The sequence below is a fragment of the Paraburkholderia sp. RAU6.4a genome (assembly GCF_050435625.1).
GTDB classification, from domain to species: domain Bacteria; phylum Pseudomonadota; class Gammaproteobacteria; order Burkholderiales; family Burkholderiaceae; genus Paraburkholderia; species Paraburkholderia tuberum.
Map to the genome: position 1 here is coordinate 2,734,654 of NZ_JBNDKQ010000002.1, position 18,721 is coordinate 2,753,374.

An 18,721-nucleotide genomic window follows, 5' to 3' on the forward strand; every position below is an offset into this window, starting at 1 on the left:
CATGAGCAACGGAGTGACCCCGACACGAGACGCGCTCGACGACAAGGTCAACCGCCTATTCGCCGGGAAAGTGGTGCGCAAGGACCTTGTCCGAAAAGTCAAGGTCGGCGCCAACGTGCCGGTCTTCGTCCTCGAGTTCCTCCTCGGAAAGTATTGCGCCTCGAGCGACGAGGTCGCGATTCAGATGGGCCTGCAGGTGGTCAACGACACGTTGGCCAACAACTACATCCGCTCCGACGAATCGATGAAGGCGCAGGCGATGGTAAAGGATCGCGGCCGCCACACGTTCATCGACAAAGTGAAGGTGCGCCTTGTCGACTCGGACTACTGGGCGGAGGTCACGAACTTTGGCCACAAGAACGTACACATCCCAGAGCACTATGTCCGCGATTACGAGCGCCTCGTAATGGGCGGCGTTTGGGCGCAGGTGGACATGCGTTTTGAGTATGATGAGGAATCACGGGGGAAGAATCCCTTTTGGATCGACAAGTTGACCCCGATCCAGATTGCCACCTTCGACGCCGATGAGTACCGGCGCATCCGCAGCGAGTTCACGGCAGATGAGTGGCTCGATCTCATCATGCGGAGCATGGGCTATGAGCCCAGCGAGATGTCGAGACGCCTCAAGCTGCTGTTCCTCCTGCGTTTGATTCCATTGGCGGAGCGCAACTACAACCTCGTCGAGCTCGGGCCGCGCGGTACGGGTAAGAGCTACGTCGTGCAGGAGGTGTCACCATACTCCGCATTGCTCACCGGGGGAACCACGGTGGCAAACCTGTTCGGTCACATGTCGGGGCGGCAGAAGGGCATGGTGCAGATTTGGGACGTTGTTGGATTTGACGAAGTAGCCGACCTGCAGAAGATGCCGAAGGAGGTCATCACGACGATGAAGACCTACTGTGAATCTGGCACCTTTCAGCGCGGCCAGGAAGCGGTATCCGGCGACGCTAGCATCGCAATGTTCGGCAATACCAATCAGCCGGTGGACGTGATGGTGCAGACAGGCCATCTGTTCGCCCCTATGCCGGACATCATCCGCGACGACATGGCGTTCATCGACCGCATGCACTTCTATCTTCCAGGCTGGGAGATCCCGAAGATGCGGAACGATCTGTTTACGAACCACTACGGGTTCGTTGTCGACTATCTTGCGGAGGCGCTCCGCGAGATGCGGAAACACAACTTTACTGAGATCATCGACCGCCATTTCTCCTTGGGAGCCCACCTCAACACCCGTGATCGCAAGGCGGTACGCAAGACGGTTTCCGGGTTTATGAAGATCCTGTATCCGCAGGGCGAGGTGACTCAGGACGAGCTTGGTGAGATCCTTGAGCTCGCGCTCGAAGGGCGGCGACGGGTTAAGGAGCAGCTCAAGAAGATGGGCTCCTTCGAGTACTACCACACCTCGTTCAGCTACACGTTACAGGAGACGGGCGAGGAGAAATTCGTTGGTGTACCCGAGCAAGGGGGCCGTGATCTTATCTCTATAGACCCGCTTTCGCCGGGAACGGTCTACTCAGCGGGCGTGACGTCGGATGGGACGGTTGGTTTGTACCGAGTTGAAGTCTCAGTCTCGAATGGCACGGGCAAGCTAAAATTGGCTGGAGGTGTCTCCGGCGCTATGAAAGAGTCGGTCCAGCGCGCTTTTAGCTTTTTGCACGCAAAGAAGTCGGACCTCGGAATTGCGCGCGACCTTGACGTCTCCGACCTTCACGTTGAAGTTATTGATCTACTCGCGAACCGCGTTGAAGCTGAGCTTGGTGTGGCGTTCTTCGTCGCAAGCTATTCGGCATTGCGCAAGGCACCCGTGAATTCGGCGCTTCTCATCCTCGGTGACATGAGCGTTCAAGGAAACATCAAGCCCCTCCGATCGCTTACGGAACCGCTTCAGGTCGCGAAGGACAACGGTGCGAAGCGGGCGCTGATACCAATCGAAAACAAGCGCAACTTTCTCGATGTCAGCGCAGACATCATGGAACATGTTGATCCAATATTCTTTGGAGATCCAAAGACAGCAGCGATGAAGGTACTCGGGATAGTCTAAGTCTGGTTTCTGTCCGGGGCCGTCCGCAATAAGAGAACTTTTTTCTGATGAGTAAAGCAACAGCGGACGCGTCTCCACCGTGAGCGTCGCCGGCCATTCGCGTGAGGCATCGGAGCCGAAGAGCAGCCTGAAACCTCGCTCGACGGCCTGCGCAACAAGTGCGCGTCGGTCATTACTAGTGCCGACAAGAAGGTCATCATCCAGTAACGGGAATCTGCAAGGGTGGACAAGGAAACACGCAGCGCGATTGAACGCGCAACTCAGCGAGCGCGAAAGCTCCTTGAGGAGGATTTTGCGGCGCAGCTCGAGGGCGACTTCGACGTGCACCGCGATGGCGCGGTAGCCGCAAATGCTGGCGGCCATCTCTCAGCGCGCCAAGCGTTCCAGCGTGAGCGCATCGTCGCCACCATCGAGCATAAGCGCGCTGCCGGGATGAGCGCAGCCGATTCGGTCGCTGACTACCTGCGCGACGCCGCCTTCACCACTCTCAATCGCTTCGTCGCGCTCAAGATGATGGAGGCGCGCGAGCTAGTGCAAGAGTGCATTACGAAGGGCGAGCAGTCTGCCGGCTATCGCGAGTTCTGCGGCTTGGCGCCGGGCCTGCCGCTCCTTCCTGACAGCGCGGGTTACCGGCTCTACATCGAGTCGCTTTTCGACGAGCTATCGACCGAGGTAAAGGTCCTTTTCGACCGCCGCGATCCATCGAACGTGCTCTGGCCGAAGCGTGCAATCTTTGAGCAGCTGCTCGAGATTCTAAATGCTACCGAGCTTGCCGGCGTTTGGGGCGAGGACGAGACCATCGGCTGGGTCTACCAGTTTTTCAATGGCCAGGACGAACGTCGGAAAATGCGGGAGGAGAGCCAGGCACCACGCAACAGTCGCGAGCTGGCGGTGCGCAACCAGTTCTTCACGCCTCGCTATGTGGTCCAGTTCCTGACTGATAACACACTTGGGCGCATCTGGTACGAGATGCGCGGTACGAAGACCGCCCTCGCCGATCGGTGCGAGTACATGGTCCGCAAACCCGATGAGGAGTTCGCGCCGCGCTCGAAGAAGGACCCGCGCGACCTGCGCGTGCTCGACCCGGCGTGTGGCAGTGGACACTTCCTGCTCTACGCGTTCGATCTGCTGTTCGCGATCTACGAGGAGGCGCACGCCGATCCCGAAAGCCCTAAGAGCGAAGCTACCTGCCGGACGCTGGCGGAGGACTACCCGAGCCTGGACGAATTTCGAAGGGCCGTGCCAGGGCTCGTTCTTGCGCATAACCTTCACGGCGTCGACATCGACCCGCGCTGTGCACAGATCGCTCAGCTCGCGCTCTGGATGCGGGCGCAAAAAGCGTATCGTGACTTCGGCATAGGCCGGGCCGACCGCGCTCAGATCCGCCGCTCGAACATCGTTGTGGCCGAGCCGCTCATCGGGGACGAGCAAATCGTCGAGGAGTTCGTCGCGAAGCTCGGCGACGCAGAGCTTGGGCTCGTGTTCAGCTCGCTGGTGAAGTCGCTGAACCTCGCGGGCGACATGGGGCTCCTCCTGCGCATCGAGCAGCTTGTGGGGCGGCAGGTCAAGCGAGGTCAGACCGACGACCTTTTTGCGCCGCCCGAGGAGCGCATCCGAGCGGCGCTCGCGCTCTTTGTGAGTGACGAGCGCAGACGCGCAAACACCCGAAGGCGCCTCTTTGCCGACGACGCTGCGCATGGCGTGGCGCTGCTCGGCGTGGCGGAGACAAGGTTCGACGTGGTGCTGATGAATCCGCCCTTCGGGGACGGGAGTGCCAAGGCGAAGAAGGAATTCGAGAAGGCCTATCCACGAACGAAGAACGATATCTATGCCGCGTTCGTCGATCGAGGCGTCGAGCTACTTACTCCGCGTGGTCGACTCGGCGCAATCACCTCAAGAACCGGATTCTTTCTGTCGAGCTTTGTGAGCTGGCGAGAGGGGCTGCTCAAGACGTCACCGCCGGTCGTTTTCGCTGATCTGGGCCTCGGCGTTATGGACGCCGCCCTTGTCGAAGCAGCGGCGTATTGCCTTGAACGCTCGCAGCACTCGCGTGGTGAGCGAACGATCTTCCTGCGCGTTCTCGAGGAACTCGACGACAAGGCCGGAGCGCTCAAGCGAGCTGTTCTTCTCCCAAACACGTCGGGCACCCACAGGTGGTTCGATATCGATGCAGCAACGTTCGCGAGTGTGCCTGGAAGTCCGTTCGCCTACTGGGTCAGCGATTCTCTGCGTGATGTGTTTCGACGTGTCCCTCCGTTCGAATCGAACGGCAGGCAGGCGCGACAGGGATTGGCGACGGCAGATGACTTCAGGTTCGTGCGCACTTGGTGGGGCGTGCCGACGCATCAGCTCGGTCGTCGCTGGTCCCTTTTCGCGAAGGGGGGAAAGTACTCGCCGTTCTACTTCGACCTTCACCTGTGCGTGAAATGGGAAGATGATGGACGCGACGTGCGCGGCTACGAAAAGGCATTCCCTCGGAATACCCATCTGTTCTCGAGGCCTGGCCTGACATGGCCGCTCCGCACTAAGAGCGAGCTCGGATTCCGAATCATGCCTAAGGGCTGCGCATTCGGTCACAAGGGGCCGGCTGCCGTAGTTGAAGGAGACAGAGAGGCCGAACTGCTCGCGCTTCTCGCGCTGACGACCAGCATGGCGTTTCGCTCGCTGGTTGAGTTTCAGCTCGCAGCCGCAGATGCCAAGGCGGGCGGCGCAGCTCGCTCCTACGAAGTCGGAGTCATTCAGCGAACTTCTGTGCCGAATTTGGAGAAGCCGTCGCTCACGCGTCTCGCCTCCTTGGCTAAGCGGGCATGGAGAGCGAAGCGATCGCTCGATACCACGAACGAGACCTCACACGCCTTCGTGTTGCCACTTGGGTTGAACGAGAAGATCAGTGGCCTCGATTGCGGGAGCGCCGAGGTCGAGTTGGGGGCGCTGCAGCAGGAAATCGATGAAGTCGCCTTTGTTGAATATGGAATCAGTGTGGATGATCGGCGTTCGATCGAGGCATCATTCAAACGTCCTGTGTCTAGGGGCGAGGCGGTGGATGATGGCGATGATGAAGACGATTTGAGAGATGATTCGAGCGACGCCAGCCTCGCCGGGAATGCCGCGAGCTCGTGGCTCGTAGGTTGTTCCTTCGGTCGCTTCGACCCGCGCCTCGCGACCGGCGAACGCGCGATTCCGTCCGAGCCGGAACCCTTCGATCCGCTGCCGGCGCGCTCGCCCGGTATGTATCCCGAAGGCGAAGAACCAGCCGATCGTCCCGACATTCTTGTTGACGACGAGGGGCACGAGTACGATCTTACTGCCCGGGCACGCACCATAGCCGAGCGCATCCACCTCGACGTGCCCGAGAACTTGCGTGGTTGGCTCGCGAAGGAGTTCTTCCCTCTGCACATCAAAATGTACTCGAAGAGCCGCCGCAAAGCACCGATCTACTGGCAGCTCGCCACCCCCTCGACGAGCTACTCCGTCTGGCTGTACATCCACGCCTTCAGCAAAGACACGCTCTTCCGAGTGCAGAACGAATACGCCGCGCCGAAGCTCGCGCATGAAGAGCGCCGCCTCGAGTCCCTGACCAATGAACTACGCGACGGTGCAACGGCCGCCCAGCGAAAGGCACTCGCCGCTCAAGCCGCTATCGTTGACGAATTGCGTGCCTTCATTCAGGAAGTGAAGCAGGTCGCACCGCTGTGGAATCCGAATCTCGACGACGGTGTCGTCATAAACTTCGCGCCGCTCTGGCGACTCGTTCCGCAGAACAGGGCTTGGCAAAAGGAGCTGAAGTCTCACTGGGACGCGCTCTGCGAGGGCAAGTACGACTGGGCGCACCTCGCAATGCGTCTCTGGCCCGAGCGCGTTGTACCAAAATGTGCAAAGGACCGGAGCCTTGCCATCGCACACGGGCTCGAAGATTTGTTCTGGGTGGAAGGCACCGACGGCAAGTGGACCGCGCGCAAGACGCCCGCGCGAAGCGTCGACGAACTCGCGCGCGAGCGGACTTCACCTGCGGTTAAGTCTGCGCTGACGAGCCTGGTTGAAGCGCCGACAGCCACCGGCAACGCCGGGCGCGGTCGTGGAGGGCGACGCAAGGCTGTTGTCGAAGGAGGAAACACCTGATGCACCCGCTGCACGACTACGTGACAAGCAGGTCGCCGACAAGCCAGGCGTGTTGCACCGTCGTTTGGTACTACGTTCGATATCAATCAACTCAAGTTCAAGGTGAATGGCTTTGACGAATGATGAGCTTAGTAGCGCCACTGGTGACACTTTGCTAATCGCTGCAAAGCCAGCGAGTTACAAAGACGTGTTTGTCGGACAGCGCTGTTGGTATCCGGTTCGGATCGACGACAAGAGGTTGCGCTTCTTGAAATGGATTGCCGTCTACCAGGGGCGTCCTGTAAGTGCCATCACTAGCTACGCGAAGATTGAGAAGATCGAACCCTACCTTGAATCGGGTCGATATAAAGTTTTCTTCTCAGCTCCTATCGACCTGCCTGATCGTATCGAGATGGGGGATAACTTAGGACATGCAATTCAGGGGCATCGTTATACAACGTTGGATAAACTCAGATCGGCCAAGTCGATAAAAGAATTGAAGCCTTGGGACTGACTTCTTCACACTCGCACGATCCATCAACCAATTGGGTCTGCGCTGAACAATTGCCACCGCCGTGCCGATCGACGGCCTCCTTCACATCCTCTGGCATGGGAGTCTGCCCGCCCTATGCGGTCCCGGCTCTCACTCGATACTCGGCAGGCGATGCCAAAAAAGCCTCGATGTCGGCGACGCGCCATCCAGTTGAACCTGGGCCGATCTTTAATGGGGCGGGAAAGGTGCCATCTTTCACCCGCTGATATATGGTCGAGCGAGACAGGCCAGTTTCCCTTTCGACCTCCACACGACGCATGATTGCGTTAGGCGTTCGTCGATTCGGCGCTGTCCTCGGAGCAGCCGCGGCAAGTGGCGGGGGATTTTGAGGAGTGGTGGGCTGCTCCTGTGCCCGCCGGCTCGACTTCATTCCGAACTCGATCAGCATTTTCGCGAGTTCGTCAGCCGAGGCGCACCAGTGAGCAAACGCCTCGCAGTAGCGAGCGATGGAACGAGCGTCAACGGAACCCAGCACGCTAGCCTCAGAGAGTTGTTTGGCTACCGTGGGCCAGTGTGCAATCGCTGCGGGAGAGAGCTGTCCCAACACTTCCATGTCGACAGCGTGTTTGGGACGGTTTTGCCGATTCTCCTCATCTGGTTGAGCCGACGTAGTCCCTTGCACTGCTCGGCCCGATTTCCGTCCAGGCATCTCGCTCTCCTTTCAGGTGCCAGTGAACTTGATCCCCGCTTGCTCGAGCATCCAAGCTTCGATCTTGTCATGCCACATCCGCAGCAGATCAAGCGGGCGGCGTCGGTAGTGTTTCTCGGCGATGGCTGACGGCTTATGTCCCTGGATTTGGGCGACAACGCCGACAGGAACCTCGACCCACTCGGACAACGTGCCAAAAGAACGGCGCAAACCGTGCAGCGAGATGTGCGGCAAACCGGTCGGGGCCAGCGCCCGGTTGTGCGCGTGCCGCGGTTCGGCAATCTTGCCGTCGGATGCCGTTTTGCTCGCAAACACCCATGCGGACGGCGCCCAAGGCTTGCCCCTTTCCGCAAGGCGCGTGGCCTGGCGCCTGTTAGGGGGAGTCTCGTTCAACTGCTGGAGGCCCAACAATAAACTCGCCAGATACGGGGTCAGCGGAATGGTTCGACCGCCGGTACCCTCGACCTTGTCATTCATGGTCAGACTGCGCCAGCGGAAGTCCACGTCATCCCAGCGCAATGCGGCCAGCTCTTCGCGACGAGCGCCTGTGATCAGAAGGCCTTGCAGGTATGCACTGATGACGGGATTCGCGATGCCACTCACGGCGTCAAACCAAACCGACAGCTGCTCGCGCTGCAGGCAGTCGTCCTTCGCGACGCTCCGAGGGAGAATTCCCTTGACCCTTGGCGACGCGTAGGCGTCCTGGGAGACAGTGCCTGCGTACGTCTCGTGCGTGTCACACCACCGAATGAATGCCTTGAACAGGCCAAAGGCGTGAGCGGCATTCGTCGGCCCTCGGGCTATTTCAACCTCAAGCCAGTCGGCCATGTTCGTCACCGAAATTTCGGACAGCCTACGCGGCATCAGTGGTGCCAACGGGCCGCGCACCTTTTGCTTGCCGCCGCGCTTCGCGATGCCGCCGCCGGGCGAAGAAAGGTTGATATGGTCGGCGATGTATCGTTCAGACCTCGGCTTCTTCGTTTTGGGCGAGATTTTCGTACGCAGGTGCTCAAGATAATCTTCCCACGCTTCTCCGACGGTCACGTCTTGGCGGCGCTTGGCCGCTTGCCGAGCTTCGTGTGCTGCCTTGTCCTCCGCCGCTTGCTCCCGCGGATCCTTGCCATCGTCGATGAGGTTCTGGAGGTGGCGTGCTCGCGCCTGCGCCTCAGCTATCGACTTGTTCTTCGGATCGCCGATGGTGATCCGCACCGTCGAGCCATGTATCTTCCCTTGGAAAATGTAAGCCTTCGCCCCGCCAGCCGTGGCCCGTAAGCCCAACCCCGGCGTCTTGCTGTCCCAGAGAAACGACTGGGACTTTCCTTCGACGCAGCGATGGGCTTCTACTCGGGCTGCAGTGAAATTGACCTTCGCCACCAAGCCTCCTTATTTCCGAGTCGGCAAGTTCATGTAACCGCCATGTAACCGGATTATGGCGGAGCGAAGGCGTATTGATCAATGCTGAGAATCACCAGTTTACAATAAAATCTATTATATTCAGTGACTTGTCGACGTGGATCAACGCTGATTTGGTCAGGGGAATATCGACTTGTTCGTATTCGCAATGCGAAGGTCGGGAGTTCGATCCTCCTCCTCAAAACGAAATCCGGCCTCCCGCCGGTTTTTGTCTTTCTATATCGACAAACGCACATCGTCATTGCCCTCGATGAACGAGATGACCGCATGCCGTGCCTTCGGGAACAGCAGGCGCGACGCGCAGGCGAAAAAGCACCGGTCAGAACTTATCCCACCCCTCTGCGATCAAGTCGGTCGCGCGTGCGACGGCGTGCATGACCTCGTTCATCGTCCTCCCCCTTCGCCAGCGAGCGCCGAGCCGTCGCGGATCCGGTCGACCGACGTCGCGATCGGGTCCTTGATCTCCTTGGCTGCGCTCGACGAGCTGGCCGCGTTTAGCGCGAGAATGTTGGTCTGAAACGCAACACCACCTCGGTGATCGCCATGATGGCCCCGATCTTCGTCGAGCTGTCGCTGATGTGCTGCGTCGTGTTGACGACCTCGCGCCAGCCACCGCGCTGCCCTTCTGCGCAACTGACAACGCAAATGACCGATAGAAGCTTGCACGGTTTTGCGCGTATTTAAATGCGTGATGAATGCGTCGCCTTTCGTTCGAGTTTTGGTCTCTTTTTCCATTTGTCAGCAATTCTCCGTGCAGCACAGCGGTGCTTTACCCGACGACAATGTTTCATTCGTCCACCCGGAGCGACCACGGTTGAGGTAGGCTTAGCCAATCCCCTTATGTCCCCCGTTCTGCGCCCAGATGGACTGTCTCCCCTCGGGGCACGCACCTCAATAGCTCGTCTCCACGTATGTCAACTCCGGACCCCAACAACCGCGACCTCCGTGCCGCGTTAAACGACCTAGACGGCGCCCGCAACTGGATGGCGTCCATCTGCGGCCCCCACGGCCTCCAGGTCAGTCATCCAGAGCGCTTGCGCTTCCACCAGTCCGGCACCGTACTTCGTTCGATGGCGACGACTATCGGCTACGTCGAATACGGCACCGACGTGACGGTCGCGGTGAGCGAGAGCAGTCCGCTGAACTGCTACAGCGTGAGCCTGCCGATGGTCGGTCAACAGGAGCTCGCAGCACACGGCAAGAGGTGGTTGTCGGATCAGGATTGCGGTCTGATCGTCAGTCCGCAGGAATCGCAAGATCTCGCGATCACCGGCAATTGCCGCAAGCTGCACGTCGCGATTCCTCGCTCCGCGCTCCAACAGGTGCTGCAGACGATGCTGCAATGCCCCATCGAAGCGCCGCTCGTGTTCCAGCCTGACATGGACGCAGCCGCCGGCGACCAGGCATCGTGGTGGCGCATGGTCAAGTTCCTGGCCGGCGAGATGGAGCGCTCGGGACCATCGCTGGGGCAGCTTTACATGTCCAGCGAGTTCGAACTGACGTTGCTGAAGGGGCTGCTGCTGTCACAGCCGCATAACTATTCGGAACAGCTGGCCAACGCGACCGCGCCGACGCCACCGCATTATCTGACCCGCGCGCGTCAGTTCATCCACGACAACGCGCGCGAGCCGATCACGCTCGAAGACATCGAGCGCGCTTCGGGTGTGTCGCGCTTCAAGCTGTTCGACGGCTTCCGTCAATATTTTGGCTGCGCGCCGATCGCGTATCTGAAACGCTACCGGCTCGAATCGGCGCGGCGCGATATTCTCGACGACCGCTCGGTGCGCAATATCTCGTCGGTGGCGTTGGGCTGGGGGATGTCCCATCTCGGCCGTTTCTCGACCGAATACAAGGCGTTGTTCGGCGAGTCGCCATCCGAGACGCTGAAGCGCGCGGCGCGGCGTTAGAACGTCCTATCGCGCGTTGCTTTCGCCGAACTTCTCGTAAAACAGCCGGTAATCCTGAATACCCTGTTCGGTGAGCCAGGTCTTGATCGCTTCGACCATCGGCGGCGGTCCGCACACGTACATGTCGAAGCCATTCGATTCGAAAAACGAGCGGTCGAAATGCTCGGGAATCAGCCCGGTCTTGCCCGACCATTCCGGCGCCGGATTCATCACGACGGTCTCGACCGCGAATCCTTCGATGCTCGCCTTGTAGCCGTTGATGCGCCCGGTCTCGCACAGATCGGCTGCATTCGTGACGCCGTAGTACAGATGCACTGGATGCGCGACATTGCGTTTCGCCGAGATGTCGTCGAGCATGCCGAGGAAGGCGGAGAGTCCCGTGCCGCCCGCCACCATCACGAGCGGACGCTCGACCTGGCGCAGATAGAACGCGCCGAGCGGCGCCTCGAACTCGACCGTATCACCGGCCTTGCAACGTTCGCGCAGATAGTTGCTCATCATGCCGTCGGGCAGCAGACGGATCAGGAATTGCAACTCGTTGCGCGCGTTCGGATGATTCGCGAACGAGTACGAACGCCATTCTTCGGTGCCGGGCACCTTCACGCGCGCATACTGGCCCGGCAGAAAATCGAGCTGACGCTCAAGAGCGCTCGCATCGACACGTAGAATCGCGGTCGTCGCCGACACCAGCTCGATGCCGACCACGCTCGCGCACACGGTGCTCGTGCCGGCGCCTTCGCACAGCGTCGAGTCGAAGTCGAAATAGAACGACGCATCCGACTTCACACGCGTCTGGCACGAGAGGATCTTGCGCTGCGCGAGGTCTTCTTCGCTGAGCGTTTCCTCGTCGACGTAATCGAGCGTGTAGTCGCCCGATTCGCAGCGCCCCTGGCAGGTGCCGCACACACCTTCGCGGCAGTCGAGCGGAATGTTCACGCCGTTCTTCAGCGCCGCGTCGAGCAGCAGCTCGTTCGGGCTCACATTGAAGAACGCGGTTTTGCCGTCGGCAAAGCTCAACGCGACCTTATGTTTCATCGTCGTGCTCCCGGCTTACAGATGGTAGAAATCCAGCACCGCGTTGATGTGGTCGTTCAGCAGCAGCACGTGCTTGCGCTTGATCTTCCAGCTATCGCCCGACGCTTGCAGGTCGTACACCGCGCGGCCGTAGAAGTAGTCGGTCGAGCCGTGACGCGTGTACAGCGTCGACCAGTTCACGTTCGCTTCGACGCTCGAATCTTCGCGCTCGCTCAGTCGCACGTTACTGATCTGATGCATCGTGCGCGGCAGCGGTGTCGACGCGGCCGACTTGCCGGTGCGCAGCCGAAACACGCGGTCTTCGAGACCGGCGCGATCCGAGTAGTAAATCAGCGACATGCCCTGTTTCGGATCGGTCGTGTACACGTGCTCGGAATCCCACTGCGGCACATGAAACACGCTCTGCGGATCGAATAAATCGAGGTATTCGTCCCATTGCCGTTTGTCGCACAGATCGGCCTTCAGATACAGAAACTGCTCGACGGAGTGTTGGAGTTGGCTCATGTCTGCTCTCCCTGCGATTCGATGGGTTTGTCGAGACCCTTGAGGATCGTGTCGCGCCAGGTGCCGTGCTGGTTCACGTAAAGCCCTTCGTGGGTCAGCTCGGTGCCGGTCAGATTCGGCTCGATGCCGAGCAGCGTGGTGTTCGCGGTCGCGCCGCTGGCCCACTTGTGATGCCCGCGCGAGATGTCGCTCCAGCGTTCGAGGCGCGCCTGGAAGCCGCGCTGCTGCTCGCGGAACTCGACGAGATCGTCGGGCGTGCCCATGCCGGACACGTTGAAGAAGTCTTCGAACTGACGGATGCGGTTCTCGCGATCCTTCGCCGATTCGCCCTTCACGCCGATGCACTGGCTGATGACCTCGGTCTTGTTCCACGCGACCGGCCGCACGATGCGCAGCTGCGAGCTGATCTGGTCCATGAAGAACAGGCTCGGGTAAACATTCAGATTGCGCAGCCGGTGCATCATCCATTCGGCCTTGTCCTCGCCATAGGCTTCGACGAGCCGCGGCATCACGCTCTCGTAGCCGGGACGCACTTGCGGATTCGGCATGTCGCTGAACAGCACGCTGTGGCCATTCCTGAACGCGAACCAGCCGTCGTCGGTTTCGCTGTCGCCGGCGCCGAGCTTGCTGTAGTCGAGCGTGCCGCCGGGGTTATCCCCTTTCTTCGCATTCGCCTCGATGCGGTGCTGCACGGTCGCCACGTAGTTGTAGTGCACGGTGCTCACGTGATAGCCGTCGAGACCGTTCTCGTTCTGCAGCTTCCAGTTGCCGTCGAACGTGTAGGTCGACTTGCCGGGCAGCACTTCGAGCTCGCCGGTCGGCGACTGCGCGACCATCATGTCGAAGAAGATGCGCGCGTCGCCGAGATAGTCTTCGAGCGTGTCGATGCCGTCGACGTCGAGGCTCACGAACACGAAGCCCTTGTAGCTCGCGATGCGCGCTTTCTTCAGGCCGCGCACCGACTTGTCGAAGTCGTCGCAGTATTCGCCTGGCGCCTTCACCTTCACGAGCCGGCCGTCGTTCTTGTAGCACCATGCATGGAACGGGCACGTGAAGGTCGACTGGTTGCCCTTGGTCATACGCGTGAGCGTCGCACCGCGGTGCTGGCACGCGTTGATCATCGCGTTCAGGTTGCCGGCGCCGTCGCGCGAGATGATCAGCGGCTGGCGGCCCGCGCGCATCGTCAGGAAATCGTTCTTGTTGGGGATCTCGCTTTCGTGGCACGCATAGATCCAGGCCTTCTCGAAGATGTGCTCCATCTCGAGCGAGAACAGCTCGGGCTCCGTGAACATTTCGCGGGCAATCCGGTACACGCCTTCCGCGGGGCGGAAGTCCAGACAGCCGCTGACGAATTCGCGCCATTCCGAGGCGCTGCGCTTCTCGCTCATGATGTGTCTCTCTCCTTGTGTCCAATCGTTTGAACGTGACAGGCTCGATTGAATACCCAAGTGGCGAGGCCAACTATCCAGCCAATTCGCATTTGCTATCCGAATATTTGGACCGCGCCTGGATAATCTGGCGATCGGGCGCAACCCCCGCCGGACGGGACTTCTGGCGTGCCGTTCCGGTGCATGCGGGCAAACACCCGGCTACGCAAACGTTTGCCTGCGCGCCATGTCTGCTACGCTCACGTTTTCGTAGGTCGCGTTTTTGACGGTGATTGCCGAGACGCGGCCGCTTCTTCACGCGCGACGTTCAGCGCATGTCAGAACCAAAAACGCATGGTGACGCGCCGACCGAACAACGTGATTGCGATCAGTGTCTTGCTGGCTGGCGCGATCCTCGCGATCGCCGTGTCGCTGCTCGCACAGATGCGCGACGATGCGTTGCGGCGCGCGCAGGACTCCATCGCCAACATATCCCTGCTGGTCCACCGCGACGTGTCGCGCAATCTCGAGATCTACGACCTGTCGCTGCGCGCGGCGATCGACGGACTGAAGCAGCCGGGCGTGCTCGATCTGCCGCCTGAGATTCGTCAGATGGTGCTGTTCGACGGCTCGATCAGCGCAAAGGACATGGGCTCGGTATTCGTGCTCGACGAGAACGGCAACGTGCGCTTCGATTCACGCGCATGGCCGCCGCGCGCAAGCAACCATGCGGACCGCGACTACTTCAAGGCGCAGCGCGCTTCGCCCGATGTCGGCCTGTACATCAGCCATCCGTTCAGCCCGAGCGGCACCGACGACGACCTGCGCATCGCGCTGAGCCGGCGCATCTCGAGGCCGGACGGCAGCTTCGGCGGCGTGGTGGTCGGCACGCTGCGCCTCACGTATTTCCATCGGCTGTTCGACGGCATGAAGCTCGGGCCGAGCGGCTCGATGGCATTGATGCTCAGCGACGGCACGATGTTGATGCGCCGTCCTTACGATTCGAAAACGATCGGCATCAACCTGACCGGCACGGCCAACTTCTCGCGCTTCGTCAAGCATCCGAGCGGCGACTTCTTCGGCACGGCGGCGATCGATCGCGTCGAGCGCTGGTATGCGTTCCGCCATATCGACGGCTTTCCGCTGATCCTCGACGTCGCGCTCTCGACGCGCGACATCTACGTCGAGTGGCGGCGGCGCGCATGGATCATCGGCACGCTGATCGGCGCGCTCGACGTGACGATCATCGCGCTCGCGATCCTGTTCTCACGCCAGTTGCGTCTGCGCCGCGCGGCCGAGGAAGAGTTGCGCGAACTGGCGCGCACGGACGGGCTGACCGGCCTGAACAACCGCCGCGCCTTCGAGGAGCACGTGAACGACGAATGGCGACGCGCGCAGCGCACCGGCCGGCCTCTGTCGCTGCTACTGATCGATGTCGACAACTTCAAGGGCTTCAACGACCTGTACGGCCATTCGGCCGGCGACGAAGCGCTGATCGGCGTCGCGCGCTGTATCGCGCAGAACGTGCGACGTCCGGGCGATACGGCCGCGCGCTTCGGCGGCGAGGAGTTCGCGGTGCTGCTGCCGGACACCGACGCGACGGGCGCGCAGCGGATCGCCGAGCAGATCCGCGCGGCGGTGCAGGCGCTGCAATGCCGCCATGTGGCCAGCACGCATCACGTGCTGACGGTGAGCGCAGGCGCTGCGACCGCGCAGGGCGCGGCGCTCGCGACGAGCCGCGCGCTCGTCGACGCCGCCGACGAAGCGCTGTATCGCGCGAAGGATGCCGGCCGCAATCGGGTGATGCCGTACGGCGCGCCGACGGACCACTCCTCGCGGGACGGCGCCGCGGTGACGCCGGACCCCGACCCGCGCCGCGCGAATTGACGCGCTTCCAGGGCTCGTTTCCCGAGCCACTCGTCGGCCCGCTTGCCAGCCCTTATTGCTCTCCGTAAACTCGCGCGTAACTTTTGCCGGACCCACGCCGCAGCGTGTGATCGGCACACACCACGCCGACCCTGAGGAGAATCCCCGCGATGGCCGCATCCTATTTCCCCCGCTGGCGCCGCCAGCCTGCCGGCGCCGAAGGCGGCATCGTCGGCATCGACGAACGGCTCGGGTGGCCGCAGATGTTCGCGATGGGCGTCCAGCACGTCGTCGCGATGTTCGGCTCGACCGTGCTTGCGCCGCTGCTGATGGGCTTCGATCCGAACCTGGCCATCTTCATGTCGGGGATCGGCACGCTGCTGTTCTTCGTGCTCGTCGGCGGGCGCGTGCCGAGCTATCTCGGTTCGAGCTTTGCGTTCATCGGTCTCGTGATCGCGGTGACCGGCTACGGCGGACACGGCGCGAACCCGAATATTGCGGTCGCGTTGGGCGGCATCATCGCGTGCGGCGTCGCGTACGGGGTGATCGGTCTGATCGTGGCGGCGGTCGGCACGGGCTGGATCGAAACGCTGATGCCGCCGGTCGTGACCGGCGCGATCGTCTGCGTGATCGGTCTGAACCTCGCGCCGATCGCCGTGCATGGCGTGAGCGGCAGCAATTTCGAGTCGTGGATGGCGCTCGTCACGGTGCTGTGCGTCGGCGCGGTCGCGGTGTTCACGCGCGGCATGCTCCAGCGTCTGCTGATCCTGGTCGGCCTGCTGCTCGCCTACGTCATTTACGCGATCGTCACCAACGGCCTCGGCATGGGCAAGCCGATCGATTTCTCGATCGTCGCGAACGCCGCGTGGTTCGGCATGCCGCACTTCATGTCGCCGGTGTTCGACCCGCACGCGATGACGCTGCTCGCGCCGATCGCGGTGATCCTTGTCGCCGAAAACCTCGGCCACATCAAGGCCGTCAGCGCGATGACGGGCCAGAACCTCGACCGCTATATCGGCCGCGCGTTTCTCGGCGATGGGCTCGCGACGATCGTGTCCGGCTTCGCGGGCGGTACCGGCGTGACCACGTACGCGGAGAACATCGGCGTGATGGCGGTCACGAAGATCTATTCGACGCTGGTGTTCGTGATCGCCGCGTTGATCGCCCTCGTGCTCGGCTTCTCGCCGAAGTTCGGCGCGGTGATCCAGACGATTCCGGGACCGGTGCTGGGCGGTGTGTCGATCGTCGTATTCGGGCTGATCGCGGTGACGGGCGCGCGCATCTGGGTCGTCAACAAGGTCGACTTCTCCGACAACCGCAATCTGATCGTCGCGGCCGTCACGCTCGTGCTCGGCGCCGGCGACTTCTCGCTGAAGCTCGGCAGCTTCGGGCTCGGTGGCATCGGCACCGCGACGTTCGGCGCGATCATCCTGTACGCGCTGCTGAGAAGAAAGCCGACGCAAGGGCCGGTGGCCTGAGCGTCTTTTATCGGCACTGGCATGTCAAGCGCCGGTGCCGATGCCGATGCGGCAGCCAATTCCTACCTTTTGCGCGCGGTCAGCGCCGTCTCCGATAGATCCACCTCGCGCATCAGCTTGTACAGCGTCTCGTCGTTGATGCGCTGGGTGTCGCGCAGGTCGAGCAGCGTCTTGCGCTCGGCGCGCATCGCCGCGAGCTTCATGCGGAATTCGAGCGCATCGGCACGCCGCGCGAGTTCGCGTGGCGCCTGTTCGTCGTCGAGCGTCGCGAGGCGGCGGCGGTACAGGTCCATCACCCGCGCGGTTACATCGGTCGCATACGCCTGAGCCGATTCCTCGAGGTTCGCGCATTCCGTGTCGTGCAGATGATCGACCGCGCGAATCGCCGACTGCGCGGCGAGCGTACGCGCGAGTGCTTCCTCGGCGGCATGCGGGTCCTTGCCGCGCCGCCAGCCGCGCAGCAGCAGCGGCAACGCGGCCACCGCCACCAGCAGCGACACCAGGATCACGCCCGACGCGATGAAGATCGCGAGATCGCGTCCCGGCAGCGGCGTGCCGTTCGGCAGCACCTCCGGCAGCGACAGCACGCCCGCGAGCGTCACCGCGCCGCGCACGCCGGCCACCGTCGTCACCGACACCATGCGCAACCCGGGCACTGCGTTCGCGACGCCGTGCTTCGTCGCGCCGCGGCTCGCGAACCAGCGCAGCAGCCACACCCACGCGAAGCGCATCGCGTACAGCGCGAGCGCCACCGCAACGATATAGCCGATCAGCAGCGCGACCTGCGCGTCGTTGGTTTCGTGCGCGTCGAGCAGCGCGCGGCCGAGGATGTGCGGAAACTGCAGGCCGAGCATGATGAACACCATGCCGTTGAACACGAACTCGATCATCGTCCACGTGCTCGAGGCCCGCACGCGCGAGGCGACCTGCCATTTTTCCGTGATGCTCGCGTAGTTCATCATCATGCCGGCGGAGACCGCGGCGAGAACGCCCGACAGCTCGAAGCGCTCGGCGGTCAGATAGGCGGCGAACGGAATCAGCAGGGTCATCACGACGCCCGGCGCGGGATCGCCTTCTTCGGTGAGATTCAGGAAGCGCGCGGACACGAAGCTGAACACCGCGCTCACCGCCGCGCCGACCGCGAGGCCGCCCACCGCGATGATCACGAAGCTCACCGACGCTTCACGCAGCGAGAACGCGCCGGTCAGCGCGGCGGCGATCGCGAACTTCAGCGCGACGAGGCCTGACGCGTCGTTCATCAGCGCCTCGCCTTCGAGGATATGCATCAGTTGCACCGGAATCTTGCCCTTGCCGGCGATGCCGGACAGCGCGACCGCGTCGGTCGGCGACAACACGGCGGCGAGCGCGAATGCGACCGGCAGCGAGATCTGCGGCACCAGCGCGTGCACGAAGTGACCGACCACCAGCACCGTCATGAACACGAGGCCTAGCGCGAGCATCAGGATCGCGCGGCGCGCCATGAAGAACTCGCGCTTCGGGATGCGCCAGCCGTCCGCGAACAGCAGCGGCGGAATGAACAGCAGCATGAAGATTTCCGGATCGAACGCGACGTGCAATTCGAGGCGCGGCCACGCGAGCATCGCGCCGATCGCGATCTGCACGAGCGGCAGCGGCAGCTTGAACGGCAGCGCGCGGGTCAGCATGCCGGACGCGGCGACGGCGAGTAGCAGGATCAGGACGGTAAAGACAATTTCCATCGTGTGTTTCGGGGGATGCAGGGTTGTCCCGGGAGAGGGCGCGATGCGCAGGGTCGAGTGTAGCCCGGCGGCGCGCGCAGTTGCCGCGA

Annotated in this window: 12 protein-coding genes and 1 pseudogene; 6 read left to right on the forward strand and 7 right to left on the reverse strand. The window is 61.9% G+C overall.

Annotated features, from left to right (window positions below; translation table 11 throughout):
* Nucleotide 1: 1 nt before the first annotated feature.
* The 3 genes from brxL (at nucleotide 2) to OKW40_RS17510 (ending at nucleotide 6,656) form a co-directional block, all read left to right on the forward strand.
* Nucleotides 2–2,044 (forward strand): protease Lon-related BREX system protein BrxL, encoded by a 2,043-nt coding sequence (brxL, locus tag OKW40_RS17500; protein ID WP_429490701.1) that lies wholly within the window; start codon nucleotides 2–4, stop codon nucleotides 2,042–2,044.
* Nucleotides 2,045–2,266: 222 nt separating this feature from the next.
* A complete protein-coding gene (pglX, locus tag OKW40_RS17505) occupies nucleotides 2,267–6,163 on the forward strand; it encodes a BREX-1 system adenine-specific DNA-methyltransferase PglX (protein WP_429490702.1) in 3,897 nt (1,298 codons plus the stop codon).
* 106 nt (nucleotides 6,164–6,269) lie between these two features.
* On the forward strand, nucleotides 6,270–6,656 hold the full coding sequence (locus tag OKW40_RS17510; RefSeq protein ID WP_429490704.1) for a hypothetical protein: 387 nt from the start codon (nucleotides 6,270–6,272) through the stop codon (nucleotides 6,654–6,656).
* A 112-nt stretch (nucleotides 6,657–6,768) separates the two neighbouring features.
* Here the strand turns inward: OKW40_RS17510 and OKW40_RS17515 are convergent, their stop codons facing one another.
* From OKW40_RS17515 to OKW40_RS17525, 3 genes and pseudogenes are all read right to left on the reverse strand, one after another.
* Nucleotides 6,769–7,344, reverse strand: a complete 576-nt coding sequence (locus OKW40_RS17515; RefSeq protein WP_429490706.1) for an AlpA family phage regulatory protein — start codon at nucleotides 7,342–7,344, stop codon at nucleotides 6,769–6,771.
* A 12-nt stretch (nucleotides 7,345–7,356) separates the two neighbouring features.
* Complete coding sequence (locus tag OKW40_RS17520; protein WP_429490708.1) at nucleotides 7,357–8,718, reverse strand: tyrosine-type recombinase/integrase; 1,362 nt, start codon at nucleotides 8,716–8,718, stop codon at nucleotides 7,357–7,359.
* A 376-nt stretch (nucleotides 8,719–9,094) separates the two neighbouring features.
* Nucleotides 9,095–9,424: pseudogene (locus OKW40_RS17525) on the reverse strand (methyl-accepting chemotaxis protein); the annotation flags it as partial.
* Nucleotides 9,425–9,740: 316 nt separating this feature from the next.
* Here OKW40_RS17525 and OKW40_RS17530 point away from each other — a divergent pair.
* The gene (locus tag OKW40_RS17530) at nucleotides 9,741–10,664 is read left to right on the forward strand and encodes an AraC family transcriptional regulator (protein ID WP_429490710.1); all 924 of its coding nucleotides are present in this window, start codon (nucleotides 9,741–9,743) and stop codon (nucleotides 10,662–10,664) included.
* Between the two features lie 6 nt (nucleotides 10,665–10,670).
* Here the strand turns inward: OKW40_RS17530 and antC are convergent, their stop codons facing one another.
* Genes antC through antA form a run of 3 tightly spaced genes read right to left on the reverse strand, consistent with a single transcriptional unit; the run spans nucleotide 10,671 to nucleotide 13,591 of the window.
* On the reverse strand, nucleotides 10,671–11,699 hold the full coding sequence (antC, locus tag OKW40_RS17535; RefSeq protein WP_429490712.1) for an anthranilate 1,2-dioxygenase electron transfer component AntC: 1,029 nt from the start codon (nucleotides 11,697–11,699) through the stop codon (nucleotides 10,671–10,673).
* Between the two features lie 15 nt (nucleotides 11,700–11,714).
* Nucleotides 11,715–12,203: an anthranilate 1,2-dioxygenase small subunit gene (gene antB / locus OKW40_RS17540; protein WP_429490713.1), complete on the reverse strand. Its 489-nt coding sequence runs from the start codon at nucleotides 12,201–12,203 to the stop codon at nucleotides 11,715–11,717.
* Complete coding sequence (antA, locus tag OKW40_RS17545; protein WP_429490714.1) at nucleotides 12,200–13,591, reverse strand: anthranilate 1,2-dioxygenase large subunit; 1,392 nt, start codon at nucleotides 13,589–13,591, stop codon at nucleotides 12,200–12,202. Before antA ends, antB begins: the two co-directional genes overlap by 4 nt.
* A gap of 333 nt (nucleotides 13,592–13,924) precedes the next feature.
* On the opposite strand from antA, the gene OKW40_RS17550 reads away from it, so the two are divergent.
* Both OKW40_RS17550 and OKW40_RS17555 read left to right on the forward strand, forming a co-directional pair.
* Nucleotides 13,925–15,457, forward strand: a complete 1,533-nt coding sequence (locus OKW40_RS17550; RefSeq protein ID WP_429490715.1) for a sensor domain-containing diguanylate cyclase — start codon at nucleotides 13,925–13,927, stop codon at nucleotides 15,455–15,457.
* A 149-nt stretch (nucleotides 15,458–15,606) separates the two neighbouring features.
* Complete coding sequence (locus tag OKW40_RS17555) at nucleotides 15,607–16,914, forward strand: solute carrier family 23 protein (RefSeq protein ID WP_429490717.1); 1,308 nt, start codon at nucleotides 15,607–15,609, stop codon at nucleotides 16,912–16,914.
* Between the two features lie 62 nt (nucleotides 16,915–16,976).
* Here the strand turns inward: OKW40_RS17555 and OKW40_RS17560 are convergent, their stop codons facing one another.
* Nucleotides 16,977–18,632 carry a Na+/H+ antiporter gene (locus OKW40_RS17560; protein ID WP_429490719.1) on the reverse strand — a complete coding sequence of 552 codons (1,656 nt, stop codon included), beginning with the start codon at nucleotides 18,630–18,632 and terminating at the stop codon, nucleotides 16,977–16,979.
* Between the last annotated feature and the right edge of the window lie 89 nt (nucleotides 18,633–18,721).

Coding starts and splice junctions, on each gene's coding strand:
- brxL (WP_429490701.1), top strand. CDS start 2: ATGAGCAACGGAGTGACCCCGACACGAGACGCGCTCGACGACAAGGTC.
- OKW40_RS17510 (WP_429490704.1), top strand. CDS start 6,270: ATGGCTTTGACGAATGATGAGCTTAGTAGCGCCACTGGTGACACTTTG.
- OKW40_RS17515 (WP_429490706.1), bottom strand. CDS start 7,344: ATGCCTGGACGGAAATCGGGCCGAGCAGTGCAAGGGACTACGTCGGCT.
- OKW40_RS17530 (WP_429490710.1), top strand. CDS start 9,741: ATGGCGTCCATCTGCGGCCCCCACGGCCTCCAGGTCAGTCATCCAGAG.
- antC (WP_429490712.1), bottom strand. CDS start 11,699: ATGAAACATAAGGTCGCGTTGAGCTTTGCCGACGGCAAAACCGCGTTC.
- antB (WP_429490713.1), bottom strand. CDS start 12,203: ATGAGCCAACTCCAACACTCCGTCGAGCAGTTTCTGTATCTGAAGGCC.
- antA (WP_429490714.1), bottom strand. CDS start 13,591: ATGAGCGAGAAGCGCAGCGCCTCGGAATGGCGCGAATTCGTCAGCGGC.
- OKW40_RS17550 (WP_429490715.1), top strand. CDS start 13,925: ATGGTGACGCGCCGACCGAACAACGTGATTGCGATCAGTGTCTTGCTG.
- OKW40_RS17555 (WP_429490717.1), top strand. CDS start 15,607: ATGGCCGCATCCTATTTCCCCCGCTGGCGCCGCCAGCCTGCCGGCGCC.
- OKW40_RS17560 (WP_429490719.1), bottom strand. CDS start 18,632: ATGGAAATTGTCTTTACCGTCCTGATCCTGCTACTCGCCGTCGCCGCG.